A 19,237-nucleotide genomic window follows, 5' to 3' on the forward strand; every position below is an offset into this window, starting at 1 on the left:
ATTTTTATTAAGCTTTACTATTCATTTCAATAGCTTGATATTGTTTCACAGCGTTTCTAAGTATTCCAATTTCTGCTATCTCACAACTAATTTCATCGCCATCCTTCATCATCTCTGCTCCGACAGGGCTTCCGGTTAGAATGATATCTCCAGGTTGGAGTGTCATCACGTTTGATAAATAAGCAACCATTTGTCTCATCGAAAAAATCATCAATTTCGTAGAACTATCCTGCTTTTTTTGTCCGTTTAAATATGCTTCCACCTTTATTTCATCTGGATCTAACTCCGTCTCAATGTATGGCCCAAGGGGGGTAAACGAGTCGAACGACTTTCCAATCGTCCAGTGACCAGCTTCGTGAAAAAATTGCGGGGCAGTTACATCATTTGCAACCGTATAACCAAAAATATAATCTGTCACTTCATTTTCATTAATATTACTCGCTTGTTTTCCTATGACAACGGCAAGTTCTGCTTCGAATTTCACTTCTCCACAGTTTTTTGGAATAATAATAGACCGATTACTACCAATTACCGAGGAGATAGGTTTATAGAAAAAAACAGGCATATCGGGCAGCTGATCTGGCAAGTCAGTTGTCTGGCTAACATAATTTGCGCCAATTCCAATAATATGCTTTGGAGTAAGCGGTGCTAATAGTTCAATCTCTTCCATTTCATAGCTTTCTCCGGTATAACTCCATTCGGTAAATAAATCACCACTGATCTGTTGGACATAATCCTTGTCCACTATCCCTTGAAGAATTCTACGATCATTTGTTTTAAACCTTGCAAATTTCATCTATCTTCACCCTCCCTACTAAAATTACAATCCTTCTTTGCTCATTTCTTGCTTTACTTCCACACAACGACCAGGCTGTGGAAATAGTTTACCAGGGTTCAATCGATCATCTGGATTAAATACAGCACGTATCTTTGTTTGAGCCTCTATTTCATCATCATGAAAAATAAACCGCATTTCATCTGATTTTTCAATACCAACCCCATGCTCTCCTGTAATGGAACCACCAACATCTGCACAAACTTTTAAACACGCTGAGCCCGCGCTTGATGCACGTTCACTTTGTCCAGGAATACGGGCATCAAACAAAATCAGTGGATGTAAATTTCCATCTCCTGCATGAAATATATTAGCGATTCTAAGGTCATATTTCTTACTAATTTCGGCGATCTTTGTTAGTACTTCAGGTAAACGAGTTCTTGGAATAACACCATCCTGTACGAGGTAATCAGGAGAAATCGCTCCCATAGCACCAAATCCCATTTTACGGTTCGCCCACCAAAGTCCACGTTCCGCCTCATCTCTTGCTACCTTCACTTCCCGAACTTGATTATCTTTACAAACAGTAAGGATTTCATCTATCTGATCTTCGATTCCAGCAGCGACTCCATCTACCTCAATAAGTAAAAAAGCAGCAATATCTCTTGGGTGCCCAACTGGATAAGCAGCAGATTCAACCCCTTCGATGGCTATCTGATCCATCATTTCAAGTGCTGCAGGAATAATGCCAGCAGCAATAATCTCAGAAACTGCCTGACTTGCATCTGCTATGTCGTCGAAATATGCTAGAACCGTTTTTTTTGCCTCTGGATTCTTTAACACTTTAACGGTTATCTTTGTTACAATCCCTAGAGTCCCTTCTGACCCAGTCAATAGACCTAACAAGTCATATCCGGGACGGTCTGGCACACCATCCTCCCCAAGTTCAATAATTTCACCAGTAGGCAGTACAACTTCAAGTCCCAAAATATGATTGGTCGTTACGCCATACTTTAAACAATGCGCACCTCCTGAATTTTCAGCTACATTACCGCCAATCGTACAGGCATATTGACTGGAGGGATCTGGTGCATAATAATACCCTTTATCTGAAATGGACTGCGTCAGTTTCAGATTAATATAGCCTGGTTCCACAACCGCTTTCCTATTTTCTAAATCAAGGTGCAGCATTTTTTTCATACGAACTAAACTGATTAATACCTCCCCACCAAGTGGTGTTGCTCCTCCACTAAGCCCTGTCCCAGCACCGCGTGCAATATATGGAATTCCTTGCTTATTCAAATACTTCACAACATCAGAAACCTGTTTGGTATTGTTTACAAATACGACTGCTTTTGGCATTCCTTTGGACATGGTATATCCATCACACTCATAGGAAATAAGATCTTCTTGTAAATAAAGCACTTCTTTTTGACCAACGATACGCATTAATTGTTGGATAATTGCATCTGGCTTTGTTGCTTTTCGATCCTTTCCAAACAACATGATTCACATCCTTTATGAAGTAGTCGCTGATTTTTCTTTCTCATATGCCCAATCAAGCAATTGAACGGTGTGAACAACTTTTTCACTTCTTCCGTATTTCGTTACACCCATTGCAATCTGAAGCATACACCCCGGATTCCCCATCGATACCATCTCTACTTGCTCTGGAATGTCATCTATCTTGCGATCAAGCAATTTGCCAGCCATTTCTGGATGCGTTAAATTATAAATTCCAGCACTGCCACAACATCTATCTGCATCTGGTAAATCTACCATTTCCACTCCTGGTATTTCGCTTAAAATATGGCGTGGTTCAAAGCGTACACCTTGACCATGTGCTAAATGACAAGCATCATGATAAGTTATTTTTGTTTTAAGCTCGGCTGTAGGCCGTTTAAAATCATTGTCATATAAAAATTTCGATACATCTTCCACCTTACTTGAAAAAGCCTCTGCTAAAGGCAACATATCTGGGTCATCTTTAAATAATTCTGGATACTCCTGTAATGCGCAACCACACCCTGCAGCATTAACAAGTACCTTATCATACTCCTTAAATGCTTCGATGTTTTGTTTTGCAAGTTTCTTCCCAGTTTCCCGTTCACCAGCATGTACATGAAGTGCCCCACAACATCCCTGCCGTTTAGGAAGACCAACCTCAAATCCGTTATGGGTTAGTACGCGAATCGTCGCTTCATTCACATCACTAAACATTACATCCATAATACAACCTGTTAGAATAGCTACACGCTGCTTAGGTATCCCTTCTGCCGGAACTACATCAGGGAATCTCCCTTGTACAGGTTTGCCTACCTCAGGAAGAATCGCTTCCATGTCTTTCAAATGGGTTGGCATTATTCGAAGAACACCCGATTTTCTTGCCAATTGTTGCATACCGCTTTTCTGATAAAACCGCATCAATCCCCCAAGTGTGTTGATACGATTTTGATGTGGAAAAATACCTCTTAAAACCGTTCTACTAAAAACACCAGCGAACCCCGTTAATGGCAGCGCCTGACGAATTTGTCCCCTAGCTTCTTCAATTAAACCTCCCACTTGCACATCAGCAGGACATGCGGTTTCACAAGCTCGACAATCAAGGCAGTCAAAGACAGGTTTTGCAAAGGCATCATTTACATCAATTTTTCCTTCTGCAACTGCTTTAATTAAATAGACTCTTCCTCGAGGTGATTGTTGTTCTTCTCCTGTTTCTTGATAGGTTGGACAAGCTTCCAAACACATCCCACAATGTACACAATCTGCCCATTTATTTTCGTCAGGGGGATCATCCCATAAGTAATTACCTAGTCTTTTTGTTTCACAAGGTGCTCCCGACTCAACATTGTCTTTGCTTAATAAATCAACTAGTCTGCCTTTGTTATCAGCCATTTATAACCCTCCTACATAGCGTTTGCGATTGAGGATGCGCTTTGGGTCATTGACTTGCTTAATACCATCTAATAGGAAGAAATGTTCTGGTTTATCCCCCCAAACAGAAATTTTCTGTCTTAAGACGAATGGTAGATGGGTACATAAGACATATCCATGTCGCTCTTCCACTTTTTTCCGTAGTAATTCAACAAAGGAGATGAATGCTTCTGGAAACCCTTCCATAAAAATTTTTGTAATCCCATGCCCCACTCCCCCATGTCCTTCTACATATACACCAATATCATCTGCAAGCTGACAAGCTATTTGTAAATTATCAAGTACATCTAAATTATTGCTTCCTATTTTCAACGCTGCTTGGATTTTCACATCGTCTGTGGTGTTACATCGACTCGCGCCTAAATGGTAAAACTGCCCCCACCATTCGCTTGCCTCATGCTGATGGAATATTGTAAGCACAGCTTCCTTGGGAATATGCTCCTGTATCCATTTTTCTTGTTCACGGACTGCACGTTCACGGTCTTCAAATGCAATTACAAGGGCATATTGATTTTTTCCAGTCATTTTTTTAGCAACAGATGGTGTTAGGACCTCCAAGCAAACCGGTTCCAGCATAGAATCTAGCAGGTGAACGGCAAACTTCCGAATAGCCATCTCCTGACCATTCTGAAAGTGTAAAATGGAGACTCCCTCATATTTAGGTATTGGTCGTAATTTCAATGTTATTTCACTAATAACACCAAGTGTCCCCATTGAACCAATAAATAACTTATTCATATCGTATCCAGCTACATTCTTAACCACTTTCCCACCTGTACGAATAATCCTGCCGTCTGCATAAACAATCCGAGTTCCAATAACAAAATCTCTGGCAGACCCATAAAGCAATCTCTTGGGCCCGCTATCATTCGCAGCTATCACACCACCGATAGTTGCTTGTTCCGGCCATGGTGGATCCAGTGCGAGGCATTGCCCAAATGGACTTAATTCGTCCGTAATTTCTTTTATTGTGGTACCAGGTCGAACTGTCATCGTTAAATCTCCAACGGAATGTTCGACAATCCCCTTGTAATGTTTTAGTGATAATAAGATATCTGCTTGTTCAATTTGTCCTCCATATCCCCGTTTTGTTCCACCTGAAATAATGTTTACCGTTCGATTAGTTTCATAGGCATATGCTAATGTTTTTGAAATATCAGCTTCACTGTAACAGTCAACGAATTCCTCACCGCCATTACCAAGCGGATGTCCTAGTTCATTATTTGTTCTAAGCACTTCAGGTTCCGTGCACAAGTCAGTATCCTGATGAGAAGAAACCATGAATCTTCCTCCTTTACTGGAAATCATACTTGAGAGCAGCCATTCGCCTGTTTATAAGTAACCGTTTTCAAAGATAACTGTTCCATTATCATCAGATATCTGATGAATGATTTGTTACTAAGTAAACCACTGGTAGATATTAAAGTCAATTATAAATTCAAAATAATGAAAATTTTTAGGTTCTATTTAGACTTTATAATATAGAAAATTCAGTAAGGAAAAGGGGGACCGCTATTCCCCCTCTTCCAATATATATTATCTATTTAGCTCTTTACTTGGTGTTTTTCTTTTGCTTCCAACCGACGTTTATGAAGAATTGGTTCTGTATAACCACTTGGTTGTTCTTTACCTTTCAACACAAGATCGCAAGCAGCTTGAAAAGCAATCGATTCATGATAGTTTGGTACCATCGCACGATATGCTGAGTCTTTTTCATTTTGCTTATCTACGATTTTCGCCATCCGCTTCAATGTATCCATGATTTGTTGCTTGGTACAAATTCCATGATGAAGCCAATTCGCTAACATTTGACTGGAAATACGTAATGTTGCACGATCCTCCATTAATGCTACATCTTTGATATCAGGAACCTTCGAACAGCCAACCCCTTGATCTACCCAACGAACAACGTAACCTAGTAATGTTTGTGCGCTATTATCCAGCTCCTCTTGTATTTCTTCAGTTGACCAATTTCTATTGTGGGCTACAGGCAATTGTAATATATCCGTTTGGTAATTCACTGTCTCTTTCTCTAACTCCGATTGCACTTTCTTTACGTCTATTTCATGATAATGAAGGGCATGGAGCGTAGCAGCTGTCGGTGAAGGCACCCAAGCCGTATTTCCACCAGCCTGTAGATGACCACCTTTTTGGGCTAGCATCTCTGACATTAAGTCTGGCATCGCCCACATTCCTTTACCAATTTGTGCTTTTCCTTTCATTCCCGTTCCTAATCCAGTTAGTACATTGTTTTTTTCATACCCATTCAGCCATTTAGATGATTTCATCTCACCTTTACGAATCATCGGACCTGCTTCCATCGACGTATGGATTTCATCACCAGTACGATCTAAAAAGCCAGTGTTAATAAATACAATTCGATCTTTTACTTCATGAATGCAATTTTTCAAGTTTAACGTTGTCCGGCGTTCTTCATCCATGACACCAATTTTAATCGTGTGACGAGGCAGTTCCAGTATATCTTCAACCCGATTAAATAATTCATTCGCAAAAGCAACTTCCTTCGACCCATGCATTTTCGGTTTCACAATATAAATGGATGCTTTTTGTGAATTTTGAAATGGGCTATTCCCTAATACATCATGTTTGGCCATCAAGCTCGTAAACACACCATCCATTATCCCTTCAGGAATTTCTTCACCATGCTGATTGAGAATAGCATTGGTTGTCATTAAATGGCCAACGTTACGGATAAACATAAGTACGCGACCAGGTAGTGTTATGTTCTCTCCATTTGTTCCAGTGTAACTTCGATCGGGATTTAAAGTTCGATTGATTTCCTTCCCATTTTTGGTGAAAGCCGAAGTTAAATTACCACGGTTTAAACCCAACCAATTTCTATATACACGTGTTTTGTCCTCTGCATCAACGGCTGCCACCGAATCTTCACAATCCATAATACATGACGTTGCAGATTCGATAAGTACGTCTTTAACTCCTGCCTTATCTGATTGACCAATGGAGTCATTTTCATCAATTTGAATTTCTATATGGAGACCATTGTTCTTGAATAATACTGCTTCCAGGTTTCCAGGTACTCCTCGATAACCAATAAACTTGGATTCATCCAGCAGTCTAGCAGTCTCACCATTCTCAAGTGATACTTCCAACTTCCCGTTTATGACAACGTATTTCGTAACTGATTTGTGGGAAGAAGCCGACAGAGGTATGTGTTGATCTAAAAACGCTTTGGCAAATGAAATTACCTTCTCTCCTCGTATTGGATTATAAGCTGCTGTCTTTTCTGCTCCCCCTGCTTCAGTAATGACATCGGTTCCATATAATGCATCATAAAGTGAACCCCAGCGAGCATTTGCTGCATTAATTGCATAGCGAGCATTATCAATCGGTACAACCAATTGTGGCCCTGATTGCATAGTTATCACATCATCGACATTCTCTGTCATAATGGCAAAATCTTCAACTTTAGGCTCGATATATCCGATTTCTTCTAAAAATAATTGATATGCTTGAAAATCATATCCATCATGATCCTTATGCCACGCATCGACCTTTTTTTGGAACATCTTACGCTCTTCTATCAAAGCATGATTTTTTGGAGTTAAATCAGAAATGAGCCCTTCAACATCTGCCCAAAACTTTGATTCATTTAGGCCAGTTTCCGGTAATGCTTCTGCATGAACAAATTGATAAAGTTCGTTGGCAACTTGTAAATTCCCTACTGTTACATATTCCGTCATGCTATTCCTCCTTTTTCAGCTATCTAATTCTTATTTTAATCTGTAGAGAATAGAAACTAAAATATATGTTTTGCATGGACACTATTCCTTTTAGCTATACCTTGCAGTATAATAAGGTACAATTACACATTCTGTTTTATAAAAGAGGGATATGATGGATATTAGGCAAGTAGAATATTTTGCAGAAGTTGCGAAGCAAAGAAACTTTACCAAAGCCGCTTCCGTTCTTCATATATCTCAGCCTTCCTTAAGTAAAACGATTAAAAACTTGGAAAACGAACTCGGGGCAACTCTATTCTTTCGTGGTTCAAAGCAGCTGGAGCTCACGGATGCTGGTCAAGCTTTTCTAATCAATGCTATGAATGTGCTTGATGCTTTTAATAATTTAACCTCGGAATTAAACGATGTCATCCATCTCAAAAAAGGAGAAATTAAAATCGGAATTCCACCGATTATTGGTGCCGCCTTTTTTTCTAAACTCATTAGTAATTATAAGGAAGCCCACCCCTCCTTTGATATGACACTACATGAGGTGGGGAGTAATAAAATTAAACAAGGTGTTAATGAGGGAGAGCTTGATATTGGATTGATATGTAATATACCAATTAAGAACGAAAGCTTCGAAATCATTAAATTACTTAAAGATCCCCTTATGTTAATTGTACATGCCAATCATCCATTAGCGAAAAGAGAATCAATCGATTTTTTCGATATAAGGCAGGAATCGTTCATCTTATATCGACATGACTTTTCCCTTCATGACCGCATTATGGAAGCATGTCAACTGCACGGTTTCCAACCAACGATCGTCTGTGAAAGCTCACAAAAAGACTTCATGATTGAAATGGTAGAGGCAAAATTAGGAATAGCTTTATTGCCGAGTAAAATCTGTAAACAGATTCATACGAAGGCAATTAAAACAGTTCCATTTACAAATCCAACCGTACATTTAGAGTTAGGCATGATATGGAAAAGAAATAAATACTTATCATTTGCTGTTAGGGAATTTATTGGTTCAGCAGAACAGTATGTTACTTATGAATATTGATAGACAGGCGTTCTTAGGGACAATTCTTCCTAAGATCCAAAGGTAAATATTTAAGGAATGGTTTTCCCATCAATTACACATAACTAATGAGACCAACTGCTCTGAGGTGATGTGTATGAAACTCCTATTGATCCTAGGAAGTATCTTCATTCCTGCATGGATGTATTATATTCAACGGCGTTATAGAAAAACACATATTATGTTTACCTTTGCTGCACTATTTGCAGCACTTGTTTTCGGTAATATCGTTGCTACATCCATTTATCAGGTCATTAAAAACAATACCGTGTTAATGACAGATATTCATGCCATCTTATTAAATCCTTTTTTTCAAATCAGCGGCCTTTATTTAGGAGCTTACTTTCTATATTTACTGTTTATTGGGTTGTTAAAGAACCTTCATCATTATAATCATCCAGACTAGCACTACCAGCTTCTGGTTACGAAAATAGCAAAAATTACTTCAGTTGATACCAGCATAAGTTCGACAATTTGCGCTTTACTGTATAACGATGTCGTTTTCCTTAATTTTTACCTTTTGCATTCTTTCTAAATTCCACATACTTTTGTGTACAGATACCTGCATTAAAAACGGATGCTATCATGGCAACATAAAACATCACATAAGGAAGATGGAACGCATCTTCTTTTATGAAATCAGTAAAATTAGATGTGTTATAAATAAAAGCGATAGCCACAAACATGGATAAAATAAACTGTCCTTTTATCGATTTAACCATTCCCCTTCTCCTCCTCAATTTGATTCTGCTTTTCTAGGATAAGGTAATCCTTTGTTTTATCAACTTTTATTTGATGCTTATTTGCAACATCCAGTAAATAATCGAAAACCTCTTCTTTGCCAAAATCAGCAACTCTCCAATTCCATCCTTTCACTCTTTTTATCTCCGCTGCTTTCGTTTTCCAACGAATCCGGAAAAATTTAATCTGACTGATTTCAACAGGAGATAATTCTTTTCGATATATAGACAAATGGAGAAATGACATCTCATAACTTATAGAAGCTTCGTTAATCGTTAATGTAATCTTTATAGAAGTTAGTATCAAAATTAAAATAAAAGAGATAGGAATGCTGATTAACCATCCATAATGATCGGTTATATAGTTGTAGCATATAATTGTCAAAACTAACTGAAAAAATGGAAGCGATATGGTCTAAGTTGGTATGCCATTTTTACCTCCTGATTACAATAATAACTATATAAAATACTCTTTTACGTTGTCTTGCTATATAAAATGTTAGATCGAGTCAAACCTATCCTCATGCAGCATTAAAATTTATCGACGTAATCCTATTTATAATAAGGCGGATCTTCTCCTTCAAAGCCTTTAGATTTTTGCCCATTCCGATCTACTTCATAATAACGTGCAAAAGAGCCTGCTTCATCAGCCTTTTTCCATCGTTCTGTAAAAGAGACAATGTACTTCTCATTTCCTAACGGCTCTACGGCGGTTTCACGCTCTACATGATAATCTCGAATGTCACCTTCCCATACGCCAACTTCAGTGGGAAAAACATTGTTTTGGACAGTAAAGTTTTTGGTAACAGTTGCGACAGCGTCTTTCTCCGTAAAAGGCGCGAATGTTTCTGAAGGTTGTCTTTGAAGCTGTGAATGAGTGGAGAGCAATAGTACAAGTGCAACCGAAACTACATTGAACATCCAAATCTTTTTTCGCTTCCGTGTCCTTGCATGAAGCCATCTATCGATACTGCCATAAAGAATAGCAACGATCATACCAAGTAAACCAAGGATCCAAAGTTGAAATAATAATCCATTTGCTAACCCAAATAGGCCATGGAGAAGTATGTATAGCCATGTAAATTTGATAAATCCTCTTTTTTTCAGGTACTCAAGTCCTACCGATACTAGATTTCCATAAATAAAAACAATTGCTCCAATATATATGCCATATAAGATAAACATCCCAAAAAAACCTTCTAAGAAATGGGCGTCTTCACTAGAATTCAAAATAAAGGTACTAGCAAACAAACTAGAAATAAATACGGATGTAACGAAAGAAGTAGTTAATTTTCTTTCTGCGATCGTTTTTACTTCCACAAAATCCCCCTAACTCATTCGTCTTTTTTCTCTGTACTACTTTGATTTTTAATAACAGTACCATGTCATGGGAGTGAATTAGTTGTTGAATCGAACTTGTATCGATTGTTCGAATACTATCTTCGTTTGATTTAATAGAAGCAGCTAATGTTTTGACTTCTCCAAGTTGTAGAGATAATTTTTCTCTTTGATCAATAATATAATCAGCCCAATTTATTGAGTATTGATCCGTTGCTAAGTCTACATTCGTCGGTGTTTGATAACTATAGGGAGAATATAAAAAGATTGATACGCCTTGTTGATTATTGATGATACCAAAACCCAATTCTCCTTCATTCTTTTCATTGGGGCTATTTGCATAGGTTAATTGCTTGATCGGAAGTGCTGCCTTCTCGCCATTAACATATTTCTCTACTCAAAGGGAAACCTCTCGCTGATCTGCTTGCGGAAGTGTAAAATCAAAGTGAAATAGGTGTCCTAAGTTCAGGTCTTCAAATGTAGTTTCATAGTTTAAACCTTCTGCAGCTGCGATGGTAGGTAAATCTTCTTGGTTATCCGCACCCAATAATGACATAATACAATGAAAGATATAGATAACTACACGCTTCCATTTCCTCCCCCTTTTGATTTTAGGCAGGTTAAGGTGTATTCCAAAAGAAAGTGGTTACAAGAAAAGGAAAAATAAAAATCATAAACACCATAATTCCGTTCCCGATCACACCAATCCATTTATGTCTTCCCTTATCGGATATAAATGCCAAGATAAATCCTACGAACGTAATTATTCCTCCAGCAACATAAAAACGATCATTTCCTAACAAAAAAACGAAATACGTTATTAAGCCAACCAAAAATAATCCAGTTGAAATAAGACCGAACGTTCTTCTCTCCACCTTTCTTCCCCTCCTTCAAACGAATCAAATTACTTCTCTTCATATAAACGTGAATAACATGTAAATCTTTTCTCCTAATAGTTAACTATTATCAAGTATTCCTGTCAATATTTACTATAAAAAAATAGCAAATAGAGGAGAGAAAAAACCCTGGTAGAAGTCAGGCAGACCATCTGATAATTGGCCCTCCCTCATCAGAGCACATTCCTACGGGGTCTTCAGACGCTTGCTTTTCCCGCTGGAGTCAGTCACCTTTCGTTTCAGTCAGATGACTTATTGCATGTCTTAAGAAACCCAAACAAAAACGGGTTCGACCATCAAAACCGATGATTGAACCCGCTTTAGCTAATTGGGCTGATTTTTTCCCAGCTTCTAAGATCACTTACCGAAAGAGATCTAAGAATCGTTCCCAAATACCTTTTTCTTCTTCTTCTGTTTTTTCGGATGATTCTGGTTCGGGAATTTCAATACTTTCTGTTTGCAAAACAAACTGTACAACTTCCACATGTTTATTTTGATCGGACACAAAGGAACTAGGTTTGTAGTCAGAGTTATCGTATTCCTCCATCATTTCATCGGTTTGCTGTTGGACTTGACCCGGTAAGTTGCTAGTTGCTTCTTGCAATTCTTCTGTACCTGAATATAATTCATTCACTCCGTCACTGGTAGAAGCAGTTCCTTTAGCCAACTCTTGTATCCCAGCATCCAATTCTTGATACGATGAAGCTAACTCATCGACACCATCCGTGTAACTTACTAAACCATTATGGAACGATTGATAGTTCGAAGAGAAGGAAGAAAGTCCTTCCTGTATTTGTGAAATCACATCCACTTCTTCCATTGTTCTCATTGTCTTCTCTATTTCAGTAGCCATTTCATTTAGATTAGATGCCATCTCTCGAGTTACACTGGAAGATTGATCCAATGCCCCTGTCACACTGTCAAATGCTCCTTTGACAGCATTATACGTTTCTTTAGCTGTAGTTGCCGCTTGGTACGTTTCAATCAATTGCTCAATAACCTGTTGGTCTGCATTACTTTCCTTCAATTCATTGAATTGTGCTTCACTTATTTGATGAGACGGAATACCATTTATTGTTTCATTCAATTGTTGGTTAGCGGTGTTGTATTCCTGCTTCATACCATCAATTGCCTGCGCGGAATCTTCTAAACCACTTGCCACTTCACGCAGGCGATTTGGAAATTCCTTTAACTTATTCAAATCTACATTTCCAGTGCTCTCCTGAACGGTTTGATTAATCGTTGTTAATGCATCTCGTATGGATGCAGAACCATTAATTAATTCACTAGAAGATTGATTTAATTCATTCATTCCATTTCGATAATCAGTCGAACCATCACTTAACTCTTGCGCACCTTGGTTCAGTTCACTAACTCCATCGTTTAATTCTCCAACACCAGAATGAACGTCACTAATTGCATTTGAAAGTTCCTGCATTTCCCCAGTTACTCCACTGGTATCAGGACTTTCAATCGACATTGAATAAGGTGCTGCACTTATTTCAATCGGATCCATTTCAAAGTTAGAAACGTCTGCCGAGATAATATATTCTTCTTCCTGTTCAGGCATAACCGAGAAGTTTATTTGTTTATTTTGACCTGCGTTTGCTTTTGTCCCTTCAGGTGCCTGAATATTATCAAACTTCGTTGGATCCAATGTAACGGCAATCTGTAACAAGAAATTCTCAAAGAATTCTGGATCAACCTCATCATTCGCGGCTGTAGATATTTGTATTTCTAAAGATCCACTCTTACCAGCTAATTCTTGCGGCTCCATCTCCTTACCATCTAGTAAATACGTAATGGAAACATCCCAGGGTAAGGATTTATTCTTCATATTTCCCTGGTAATAAAACGCTTCTTCTTCAGCTTGGAATTGGACTTTGCCTTCCTTATTTTCCAAGTTTGCTAGATTAGTAAGATTTCGTACAGAAGCATAATTACCATAATCCACAACTTTTCCAGGTTCTGTCATACGGAAAGTATTGACTACATACATATCTTCTATTTTTCCAGCTGCATCCAAATTCCCATATACAACCTCATCTTTCGTGGTATAGTCTCCTGTCTTTTCTTGATTTTCAGAGCTTTTGGCTTCCTTATCTTCATTAGCTAAGGTAATAGAAGGAAAGGACGAAAACACCAACATAGTACTCAATATCAACAGGCCTATTTTTTTGGTTCGCAACTCATCACTTCCCCTTATAAAAATTTGGTTTCCACGTGGTTTTCTTAATTATTCGATCAAGTACAATCAGAAGGGCAGGCAGCACCAACACTACCATAATGAATGCTAATAATGCCCCTCTACCTAAGAGCAATCCAATAGATGAAACTACCTGATTGGAAGATGTCATCCATAAGATAAACCCGACACTTGATAAGATAGATGCAGAGACACCAATGGAAAAGATTTTTTCATCGATTGTTTTCTTAACTGCCTTTAAGGCAGGCATTTCTTTACGATTTTCTTTATACGCTTCGGTTAATAAAATTGCGTAATCAACCGTTGCTGCTAACTGTACCGTACTAATAATTAAATAACCTACATATACCAATGTCGTATTCGTGAAATATGGAATGGATAAATTAATCCAAACGGCAGATTGGATAGTAATTAATAATACGACTGGGAAGGAAATGGAACGGAACGTAACGAGTAGTACGATGGCAATAGTAATCACCGTTAACAGATTAACAACCGTGTTATCTTTCTCCACTACATTCTTCATATCATATAAGGTGACACTTTCCCCTAATAAATGATAGTTATCACCATAGTAATCAGCCGTTAGTGACCTTAGTTGATCAATGAACGCAAACGTTGCTTCTCCTTCTTTATCTACAGTTGAATTTACGATAATTCGACTATAATTCTCTGAGAAAAATTGTTCTGTTGCCGATTCTTCCAGGTATTCAGGTGGTATAGCAGGACTAACTGCATCAACGTAAGAAACGGTACTTTTCACTTGAGATATCCCTTTTAATTCTTGAACTAAGTTCTCTTCTTTCGCGATATCTCCTTTTGGAACTAATAATACCATTGGCGTATGCTTTTCAAATACGTCTTCAATGGCTGTTGCATCACTACCCGCTCTTGTGTCATCTGGTTGATCGCCAATCCCATACATAAAGTTAGTCTGACTTTGACCCAAGAATGCAGGTACAATCAAGATGAACAGAATAATTAGCGCTGGTATCCGGAATTTCAACAATGTTTTGCCGACATTGCGTATACTTGGTAATAATTGTTTATGTTGTGTCTTATCAATCCAATGATAGAACATTAATGTTAACGCTGGAAGAAATACCATAACACTTATAAAGCTAAGTACGATCCCTTTAACCAGATTAAGTCCTAAATCTGCACCAATTTCGAAATCCATAAATGTCAATGCGATAAAACCGAAGAAAGTCGTTGACGCACTAGCAGCAATTGCTGGAAATGATCGCTTCATCGCCATTTTCATCGCTTCTTCTGGCGTCTCTGTTTGCTTACGATAATCCGAAAAGCTATGCAATAAGAAGATGGCATAATCAAGCGAGACCGCAAGTTGCAATATCGGAGCAACGGATTGCGTTATAAATGATATTTCTCCGATAAAAATATTCGTGCCCAAGTTGATAAGTACAGAAACACCAATTGCCGTAAGGAAAAATACCGGTTCGGCCCAAGATCGAGTAGATAAAATCAAAATTAGAATAATAATTGGTATCAGCAGGGCAGCAGCATACATTGTTTCTGTCCCTGTCATTTTTTGAGATGTTGCTGTATCAAGTGCTTCTCCAGACATCGCATTGTCTTCACCAATTAATTGATAAATCGCCTCTGTCGTTTCAACTTCTTTTCCTTCTTCAATGTGGAAGGAGAATAATGCATTCCCATCTTTATAATAAGATTCCACGGTATCCGTATCGGCCATTTCGATTGGTGTTTTCATATCAATTGCATCATCAAGCCAGGTCACTTCTGAAACGCCGTCGGTAGCTTCTAATTCTTTTTTAAAGGCTAATGCCTCTTGAATGCTAATATCTCTCATCATCACGCGCGTATTAGCAATGGCACCATCAAATTCCTCATTCATTGTATCCATCGCCGTTGTCGATGGTGAATCTTCTGGAAGATAATCTACCATATTATAATTAATAGATACGGCAAATTGAGCAAAAACACTAATAATTGCCAGTGTGATAAATGTAATTACGACTGACTTTTTATGTTTTAAAATCTTTGTTGTCCAACCAATCGGAGCTCATCCTCTCTTGCACCCTTAATTGAAATCATTTATTATTATAATATACACAGTGTTGGATTAACAACAAACAGTTTGTTAAGTCACGTACAAAATCCAACATATTTAACAATCGTGTCGGATAATACTAGGAAGAAAGTGTGAATTTTTTATGAACGAAAAATTAGATCGACGAAAAAGATATACGCGAATGGTATTAAAGGATAGTTTAATGACATTATTAAAATCAAAAGCCCTATCTGGAATTACTGTCAAAGAACTCTGTGAACATGCTGACATTAATCGATCCACTTTTTATACGCATTACAAAGATCAATTTGATTTACTTAGACAAATAGAAGAAGAAATTATCGCGGACATGAATACGTATTTAAATCAGCATAACTTTGAAGAAAAAGAACAGGCTTTACAAACAACAGAGAGGTTATTAGAATATATCGTTTCAAAGTACGATATATTTTACACACTTTTAAATGAAAATGAGGATACATCTTTTGAGCGAAGAGTAATGGAGGTAGCTAGCAACTTCCTAATTAATAACTGGATGAATGATGATGAAATAGATCAAGCTAACTCTGAATACCTCAGTACATTTATTATAAGTGGCAGCATTCATGTTATTAAACTTTGGCTTGCTCGTAATATGGATAAAACTCCACATCAAATTGCTCAAATTATTAACCGTATTGCTTTAAATGGAATTAATAACTGTTACGTAGATTAATTTACTCTACTTACCTAGCTCTTCATCTTTTAATAGAATTAGACTTATATAAACCAATCGAAAAAATTAGTAATAAACAAGAAAAAAATGAAAAAATTGATGAATAGCAACTGACTAATGGTAAAAAGATAGGAATTTTCGTCCGAATCATATCTCCATTCCATTATCGACCGGGTTATTTCAACGGTATTAATAAAAATAATCATTAAAAAACTTGGCTCAAGATACCATTGACTATCTGGCAAACTTAGATTAATGATAGGAAGAAACAAAAAGATGAAAATAAATGAAATCCTTATGATCCAATCTATTCGTTCATGCTTCTCATTAACATGACTATAAGAAAAGAATTTCTTCCTCTTTACTTTAAGCCATTTACGAATTCCATAATTGAAAAGAAATAAACTTAAAAGGAAAATAACGATAATTAAAATTAGTTTTCCCAAAAATATAGCCCCTAAGCCATCGTTCATCATAACAACCAAATTCCTCCCAAATAAAAGAAGCTTTTCTTTTAGCATCTTTTATAAAATGAACAATAATGTGTTACCCTAATCATAAAGTAAGTGATGCTTTCCGTACATAAACATTTCTCATTACTTATACGAAAGAAAAGCGTTGGATAGATGGTTCTGTCAAAAACGAAGAAGATGCCATTACATCTATGGGTAATTGCACTATTTTTTATCTTTCTTTACATGATTGGAATATATGATTACATCATGTCGCTTAGTTTAAACACAGCCTATTTTGATTCACAGGATGATGGAAATGATCAATATCATTACTTTTCTAATTATCTACTTATATGCTGGACACTAAATCTTATCAGTGGAATGATTGCTCCCATTTTCCTCTTATTACGTATGAAACGATCGATTATATTAGCCCTCCTATCTACCGTAGCACTTTTCTTATTGAATGCCATTACCTTCATTTTTATGAACCGTTTAACGATTTTTGGTTTTACACAATCTCTCTTTGATCTATCTATTTTACTGTTAACTTTCGGATTATATTGGTATTGTAGGTATATGCTATTTCGCGGGTATTTACACTAATCTTGTCAGAATAAAGGAGGCCTTGCTAATGATCAATTCAAGGAAGACACTTAGAACATGTGAGCAAGGACATAGCTACTATAAAAGCAGCGACTGTCCAGTTTGTCCGATTTGTGAGCAAGAACACAAACCTAAAAACGGATTCCTTTCCCTATTATCCGCACCAGCCAGACGTGCGTTGGAAAACAATAATATTACTTCTTTGCAACAGTTATCTCAGTATAGTGAAGCTGAAATCTTACAGTTTCATGGAATAGGACCATCCTCCATACCTAAATTGAAACAATCATTAGAAGAGAATGGATTATCCTTTAAAAAGGTAGAAAGTAAGTAAGATTTTTCTTAAATTATAAACGAATATACAAATCCTTTATTTAAAATAGGACAAAATGCAAACGATATATAAATAAGGTCAAAACTACCATCAGTAAAGAGAATGGGAAATCTCCCATTCTCTACAATACAAAACAATTTTCCTCCGTATGAGATCGTTCTGCCACCTTTCCTGCGCTGCCATGATTTCACCATAAAGTACGTCCCTTACAGCGCTCCCACTATTTCTTTACCGATCTCAATTGAGGCTGTTGCAGCCGGCGAAGGTGCATTACAGACATGCACAGCCTTTTCTTGACGAATAATAACAAAGTCATCAAGCAATTTGCCTTCACTGTCTAGTGCCTGTGCACGGACTCCAGATGTAGCTGATGTAATATCATCTTCGTTAATTTCAGGAATAAACCGCTGAACTTCTTTGATAAACGCTCTCTTACTGTACGAACGGTACATTTCTTTTAATCCTTCTTTCATATTGCTTCTAGCTAGTTTTAAAAAGCCTGGATAGGTTGCTCCCTCTATAAAATCACGCCAATTAAAATCCCATTTTCGATAGCCTTCTCGCTTAAAACTATAGACAGCATTTGGCCCGATCAATACCCTTCCATCGGCCATTCTTGTAAAATGAACGCCAAGAAACGGGAAGTCTGGATTTGGGACTGGGTAAATGAGGTTATGGACTAAGTGTCGTTTATCCGGATTCAACTCATAATATTCTCCTCGGAATGGAATTATCTTCATATCTGTTTTAATGCCAGCCAGTTCCGTAACTTTGTCTGAAAATAGCCCAGAACAGTTAATTAAGAAACGACTACGAACCTTCCCCTTATTGGTCACCAAGTTCACATAATCCTCTTGATCATCAATATCCATCACTTCTGTTCCCAGCGCTATATTACCATTTCCTTGTACAATATAATCTGCAAATACTGCCGATACTTCACTGAAATCGACAATGCCAGTACTAGGAACGCGAATCGCAGCAATTGCATTCACATGCGGCTCCACTTCATAGAGCTCTTCCAATGATATTTTCTCAACCTTCAGTTGATTTTGAAGCCCTCGATGATAAAGATCTTCCAACAGTGGCAATTCTGATTCCTTTGTTGCTACAATCACTTTCCCGCATTGTTCAAATGTGATCCCATGCTTTTTGCAAAATGCTGTCATCTGTCTATTTCCTTGCCGTGCAAGTTTGGACTTCAAACTGCCTGGTGGATAATAAATCCCAGAATGAATGACACCACTATTATTACCAGTTTGATGCTGGGACAATGCTTCTTCCTTCTCCAAAATAATAATGGACGCATCCGGATGTTTTTTACAGAGTTCCATTCCTACAGAAAGACCAATTATTCCGCCACCAATTATTGCATAGTCATAAACCATGTTGTC

Annotated in this window: 19 protein-coding genes; 5 read left to right on the forward strand and 14 right to left on the reverse strand. The window is 37.5% G+C overall.

The features are described from left to right. Positions 1-7 precede the first annotated feature (7 nt). The 5 genes from M948_RS32780 to M948_RS32800 all read right to left on the reverse strand — a co-directional run bounded on the left by M948_RS32780 (position 8) and on the right by M948_RS32800 (position 7,431). The gene (locus tag M948_RS32780; protein WP_021290700.1) at positions 8-796 is read right to left on the reverse strand and encodes a fumarylacetoacetate hydrolase family protein; all 789 of its coding nucleotides are present in this window, start codon (positions 794-796) and stop codon (positions 8-10) included. A gap of 24 nt (positions 797-820) precedes the next feature. Further along, positions 821-2,281: an FAD-linked oxidase C-terminal domain-containing protein gene (locus tag M948_RS32785; RefSeq protein ID WP_021290701.1), complete on the reverse strand. Its 1,461-nt coding sequence runs from the start codon at positions 2,279-2,281 to the stop codon at positions 821-823. Between the two features lie 12 nt (positions 2,282-2,293). After that, positions 2,294-3,670: a (Fe-S)-binding protein gene (locus M948_RS32790; RefSeq protein ID WP_021290702.1), complete on the reverse strand. Its 1,377-nt coding sequence runs from the start codon at positions 3,668-3,670 to the stop codon at positions 2,294-2,296. Then, positions 3,671-4,990 (reverse strand): FAD-binding oxidoreductase, encoded by a 1,320-nt coding sequence (locus M948_RS32795; RefSeq protein ID WP_021290703.1) that lies wholly within the window; start codon positions 4,988-4,990, stop codon positions 3,671-3,673. Positions 4,991-5,253: 263 nt separating this feature from the next. Then, positions 5,254-7,431 (reverse strand): malate synthase G, encoded by a 2,178-nt coding sequence (locus M948_RS32800; RefSeq protein WP_021290704.1) that lies wholly within the window; start codon positions 7,429-7,431, stop codon positions 5,254-5,256. A gap of 154 nt (positions 7,432-7,585) precedes the next feature. On the opposite strand from M948_RS32800, the gene M948_RS32805 reads away from it, so the two are divergent. Both M948_RS32805 and M948_RS32810 read left to right on the forward strand, forming a co-directional pair. Next, positions 7,586-8,479, forward strand: a complete 894-nt coding sequence (locus tag M948_RS32805) for a LysR family transcriptional regulator (protein ID WP_021290705.1) — start codon at positions 7,586-7,588, stop codon at positions 8,477-8,479. Positions 8,480-8,594: 115 nt separating this feature from the next. Next, positions 8,595-8,903: a hypothetical protein gene (locus M948_RS32810; RefSeq protein WP_021290706.1), complete on the forward strand. Its 309-nt coding sequence runs from the start codon at positions 8,595-8,597 to the stop codon at positions 8,901-8,903. 100 nt (positions 8,904-9,003) lie between these two features. Here the strand turns inward: M948_RS32810 and M948_RS32815 are convergent, their stop codons facing one another. The 7 genes from M948_RS32815 to M948_RS32845 form a co-directional block, all read right to left on the reverse strand. Next, on the reverse strand, positions 9,004-9,219 hold the full coding sequence (locus M948_RS32815; RefSeq protein WP_021290707.1) for a hypothetical protein: 216 nt from the start codon (positions 9,217-9,219) through the stop codon (positions 9,004-9,006). Continuing rightward, positions 9,212-9,373, reverse strand: coding sequence for a hypothetical protein (locus M948_RS43205; protein WP_155974793.1), 162 nt, complete (start codon positions 9,371-9,373; stop codon positions 9,212-9,214). The genes M948_RS32815 and M948_RS43205 overlap by 8 nt, the downstream gene beginning before the upstream one ends. Before the next feature lie 416 nt (positions 9,374-9,789). Next, on the reverse strand, positions 9,790-10,557 hold the full coding sequence (locus M948_RS32825) for a hypothetical protein (protein ID WP_021290709.1): 768 nt from the start codon (positions 10,555-10,557) through the stop codon (positions 9,790-9,792). Then, positions 10,490-10,882, reverse strand: a complete 393-nt coding sequence (locus tag M948_RS32830; RefSeq protein ID WP_021290710.1) for a hypothetical protein — start codon at positions 10,880-10,882, stop codon at positions 10,490-10,492. The genes M948_RS32825 and M948_RS32830 overlap by 68 nt, the downstream gene beginning before the upstream one ends. 313 nt (positions 10,883-11,195) lie before the next feature. Further along, the gene (locus M948_RS32835; RefSeq protein ID WP_021290712.1) at positions 11,196-11,450 is read right to left on the reverse strand and encodes a hypothetical protein; all 255 of its coding nucleotides are present in this window, start codon (positions 11,448-11,450) and stop codon (positions 11,196-11,198) included. Positions 11,451-11,832: 382 nt separating this feature from the next. Next, positions 11,833-13,659 (reverse strand): hypothetical protein, encoded by a 1,827-nt coding sequence (locus M948_RS32840; RefSeq protein ID WP_021290713.1) that lies wholly within the window; start codon positions 13,657-13,659, stop codon positions 11,833-11,835. A 4-nt stretch (positions 13,660-13,663) separates the two neighbouring features. Next, entirely contained in the window at positions 13,664-15,607 is a 1,944-nt protein-coding gene (locus M948_RS32845; RefSeq protein ID WP_021290714.1) for an efflux RND transporter permease subunit, read from the reverse strand. Positions 15,608-15,875: 268 nt separating this feature from the next. Here M948_RS32845 and M948_RS32850 point away from each other — a divergent pair, with 268 nt between their 5' ends. Beyond that, entirely contained in the window at positions 15,876-16,448 is a 573-nt protein-coding gene (locus M948_RS32850) for a TetR/AcrR family transcriptional regulator (protein WP_021290715.1), read from the forward strand. Positions 16,449-16,492: 44 nt separating this feature from the next. On the opposite strand, the gene M948_RS32855 is transcribed toward M948_RS32850, so the two are convergent. After that, positions 16,493-16,969: a DUF4181 domain-containing protein gene (locus M948_RS32855; RefSeq protein WP_306465039.1), complete on the reverse strand. Its 477-nt coding sequence runs from the start codon at positions 16,967-16,969 to the stop codon at positions 16,493-16,495. Positions 16,970-17,074: 105 nt separating this feature from the next. Here M948_RS32855 and M948_RS43210 point away from each other — a divergent pair, with 105 nt between their 5' ends. Together M948_RS43210 and M948_RS32860 are read left to right on the forward strand one after the other, a co-directional pair. Beyond that, the gene (locus tag M948_RS43210) at positions 17,075-17,509 is read left to right on the forward strand and encodes a hypothetical protein (RefSeq protein ID WP_155974795.1); all 435 of its coding nucleotides are present in this window, start codon (positions 17,075-17,077) and stop codon (positions 17,507-17,509) included. A 28-nt stretch (positions 17,510-17,537) separates the two neighbouring features. After that, positions 17,538-17,843 carry an RNA polymerase alpha subunit C-terminal domain-containing protein gene (locus M948_RS32860; protein ID WP_021290717.1) on the forward strand — a complete coding sequence of 102 codons (306 nt, stop codon included), beginning with the start codon at positions 17,538-17,540 and terminating at the stop codon, positions 17,841-17,843. A 206-nt stretch (positions 17,844-18,049) separates the two neighbouring features. On the opposite strand, the gene lhgO is transcribed toward M948_RS32860, so the two are convergent. Further along, positions 18,050-19,231 (reverse strand): L-2-hydroxyglutarate oxidase, encoded by a 1,182-nt coding sequence (gene lhgO, locus M948_RS32865; protein ID WP_021290718.1) that lies wholly within the window; start codon positions 19,229-19,231, stop codon positions 18,050-18,052. Between the last annotated feature and the right edge of the window lie 6 nt (positions 19,232-19,237).

The sequence above is a fragment of the Virgibacillus sp. CM-4 genome, from assembly GCF_000445495.1.
GTDB lineage: Bacteria > Bacillota > Bacilli > Bacillales > Amphibacillaceae > Virgibacillus > Virgibacillus salexigens.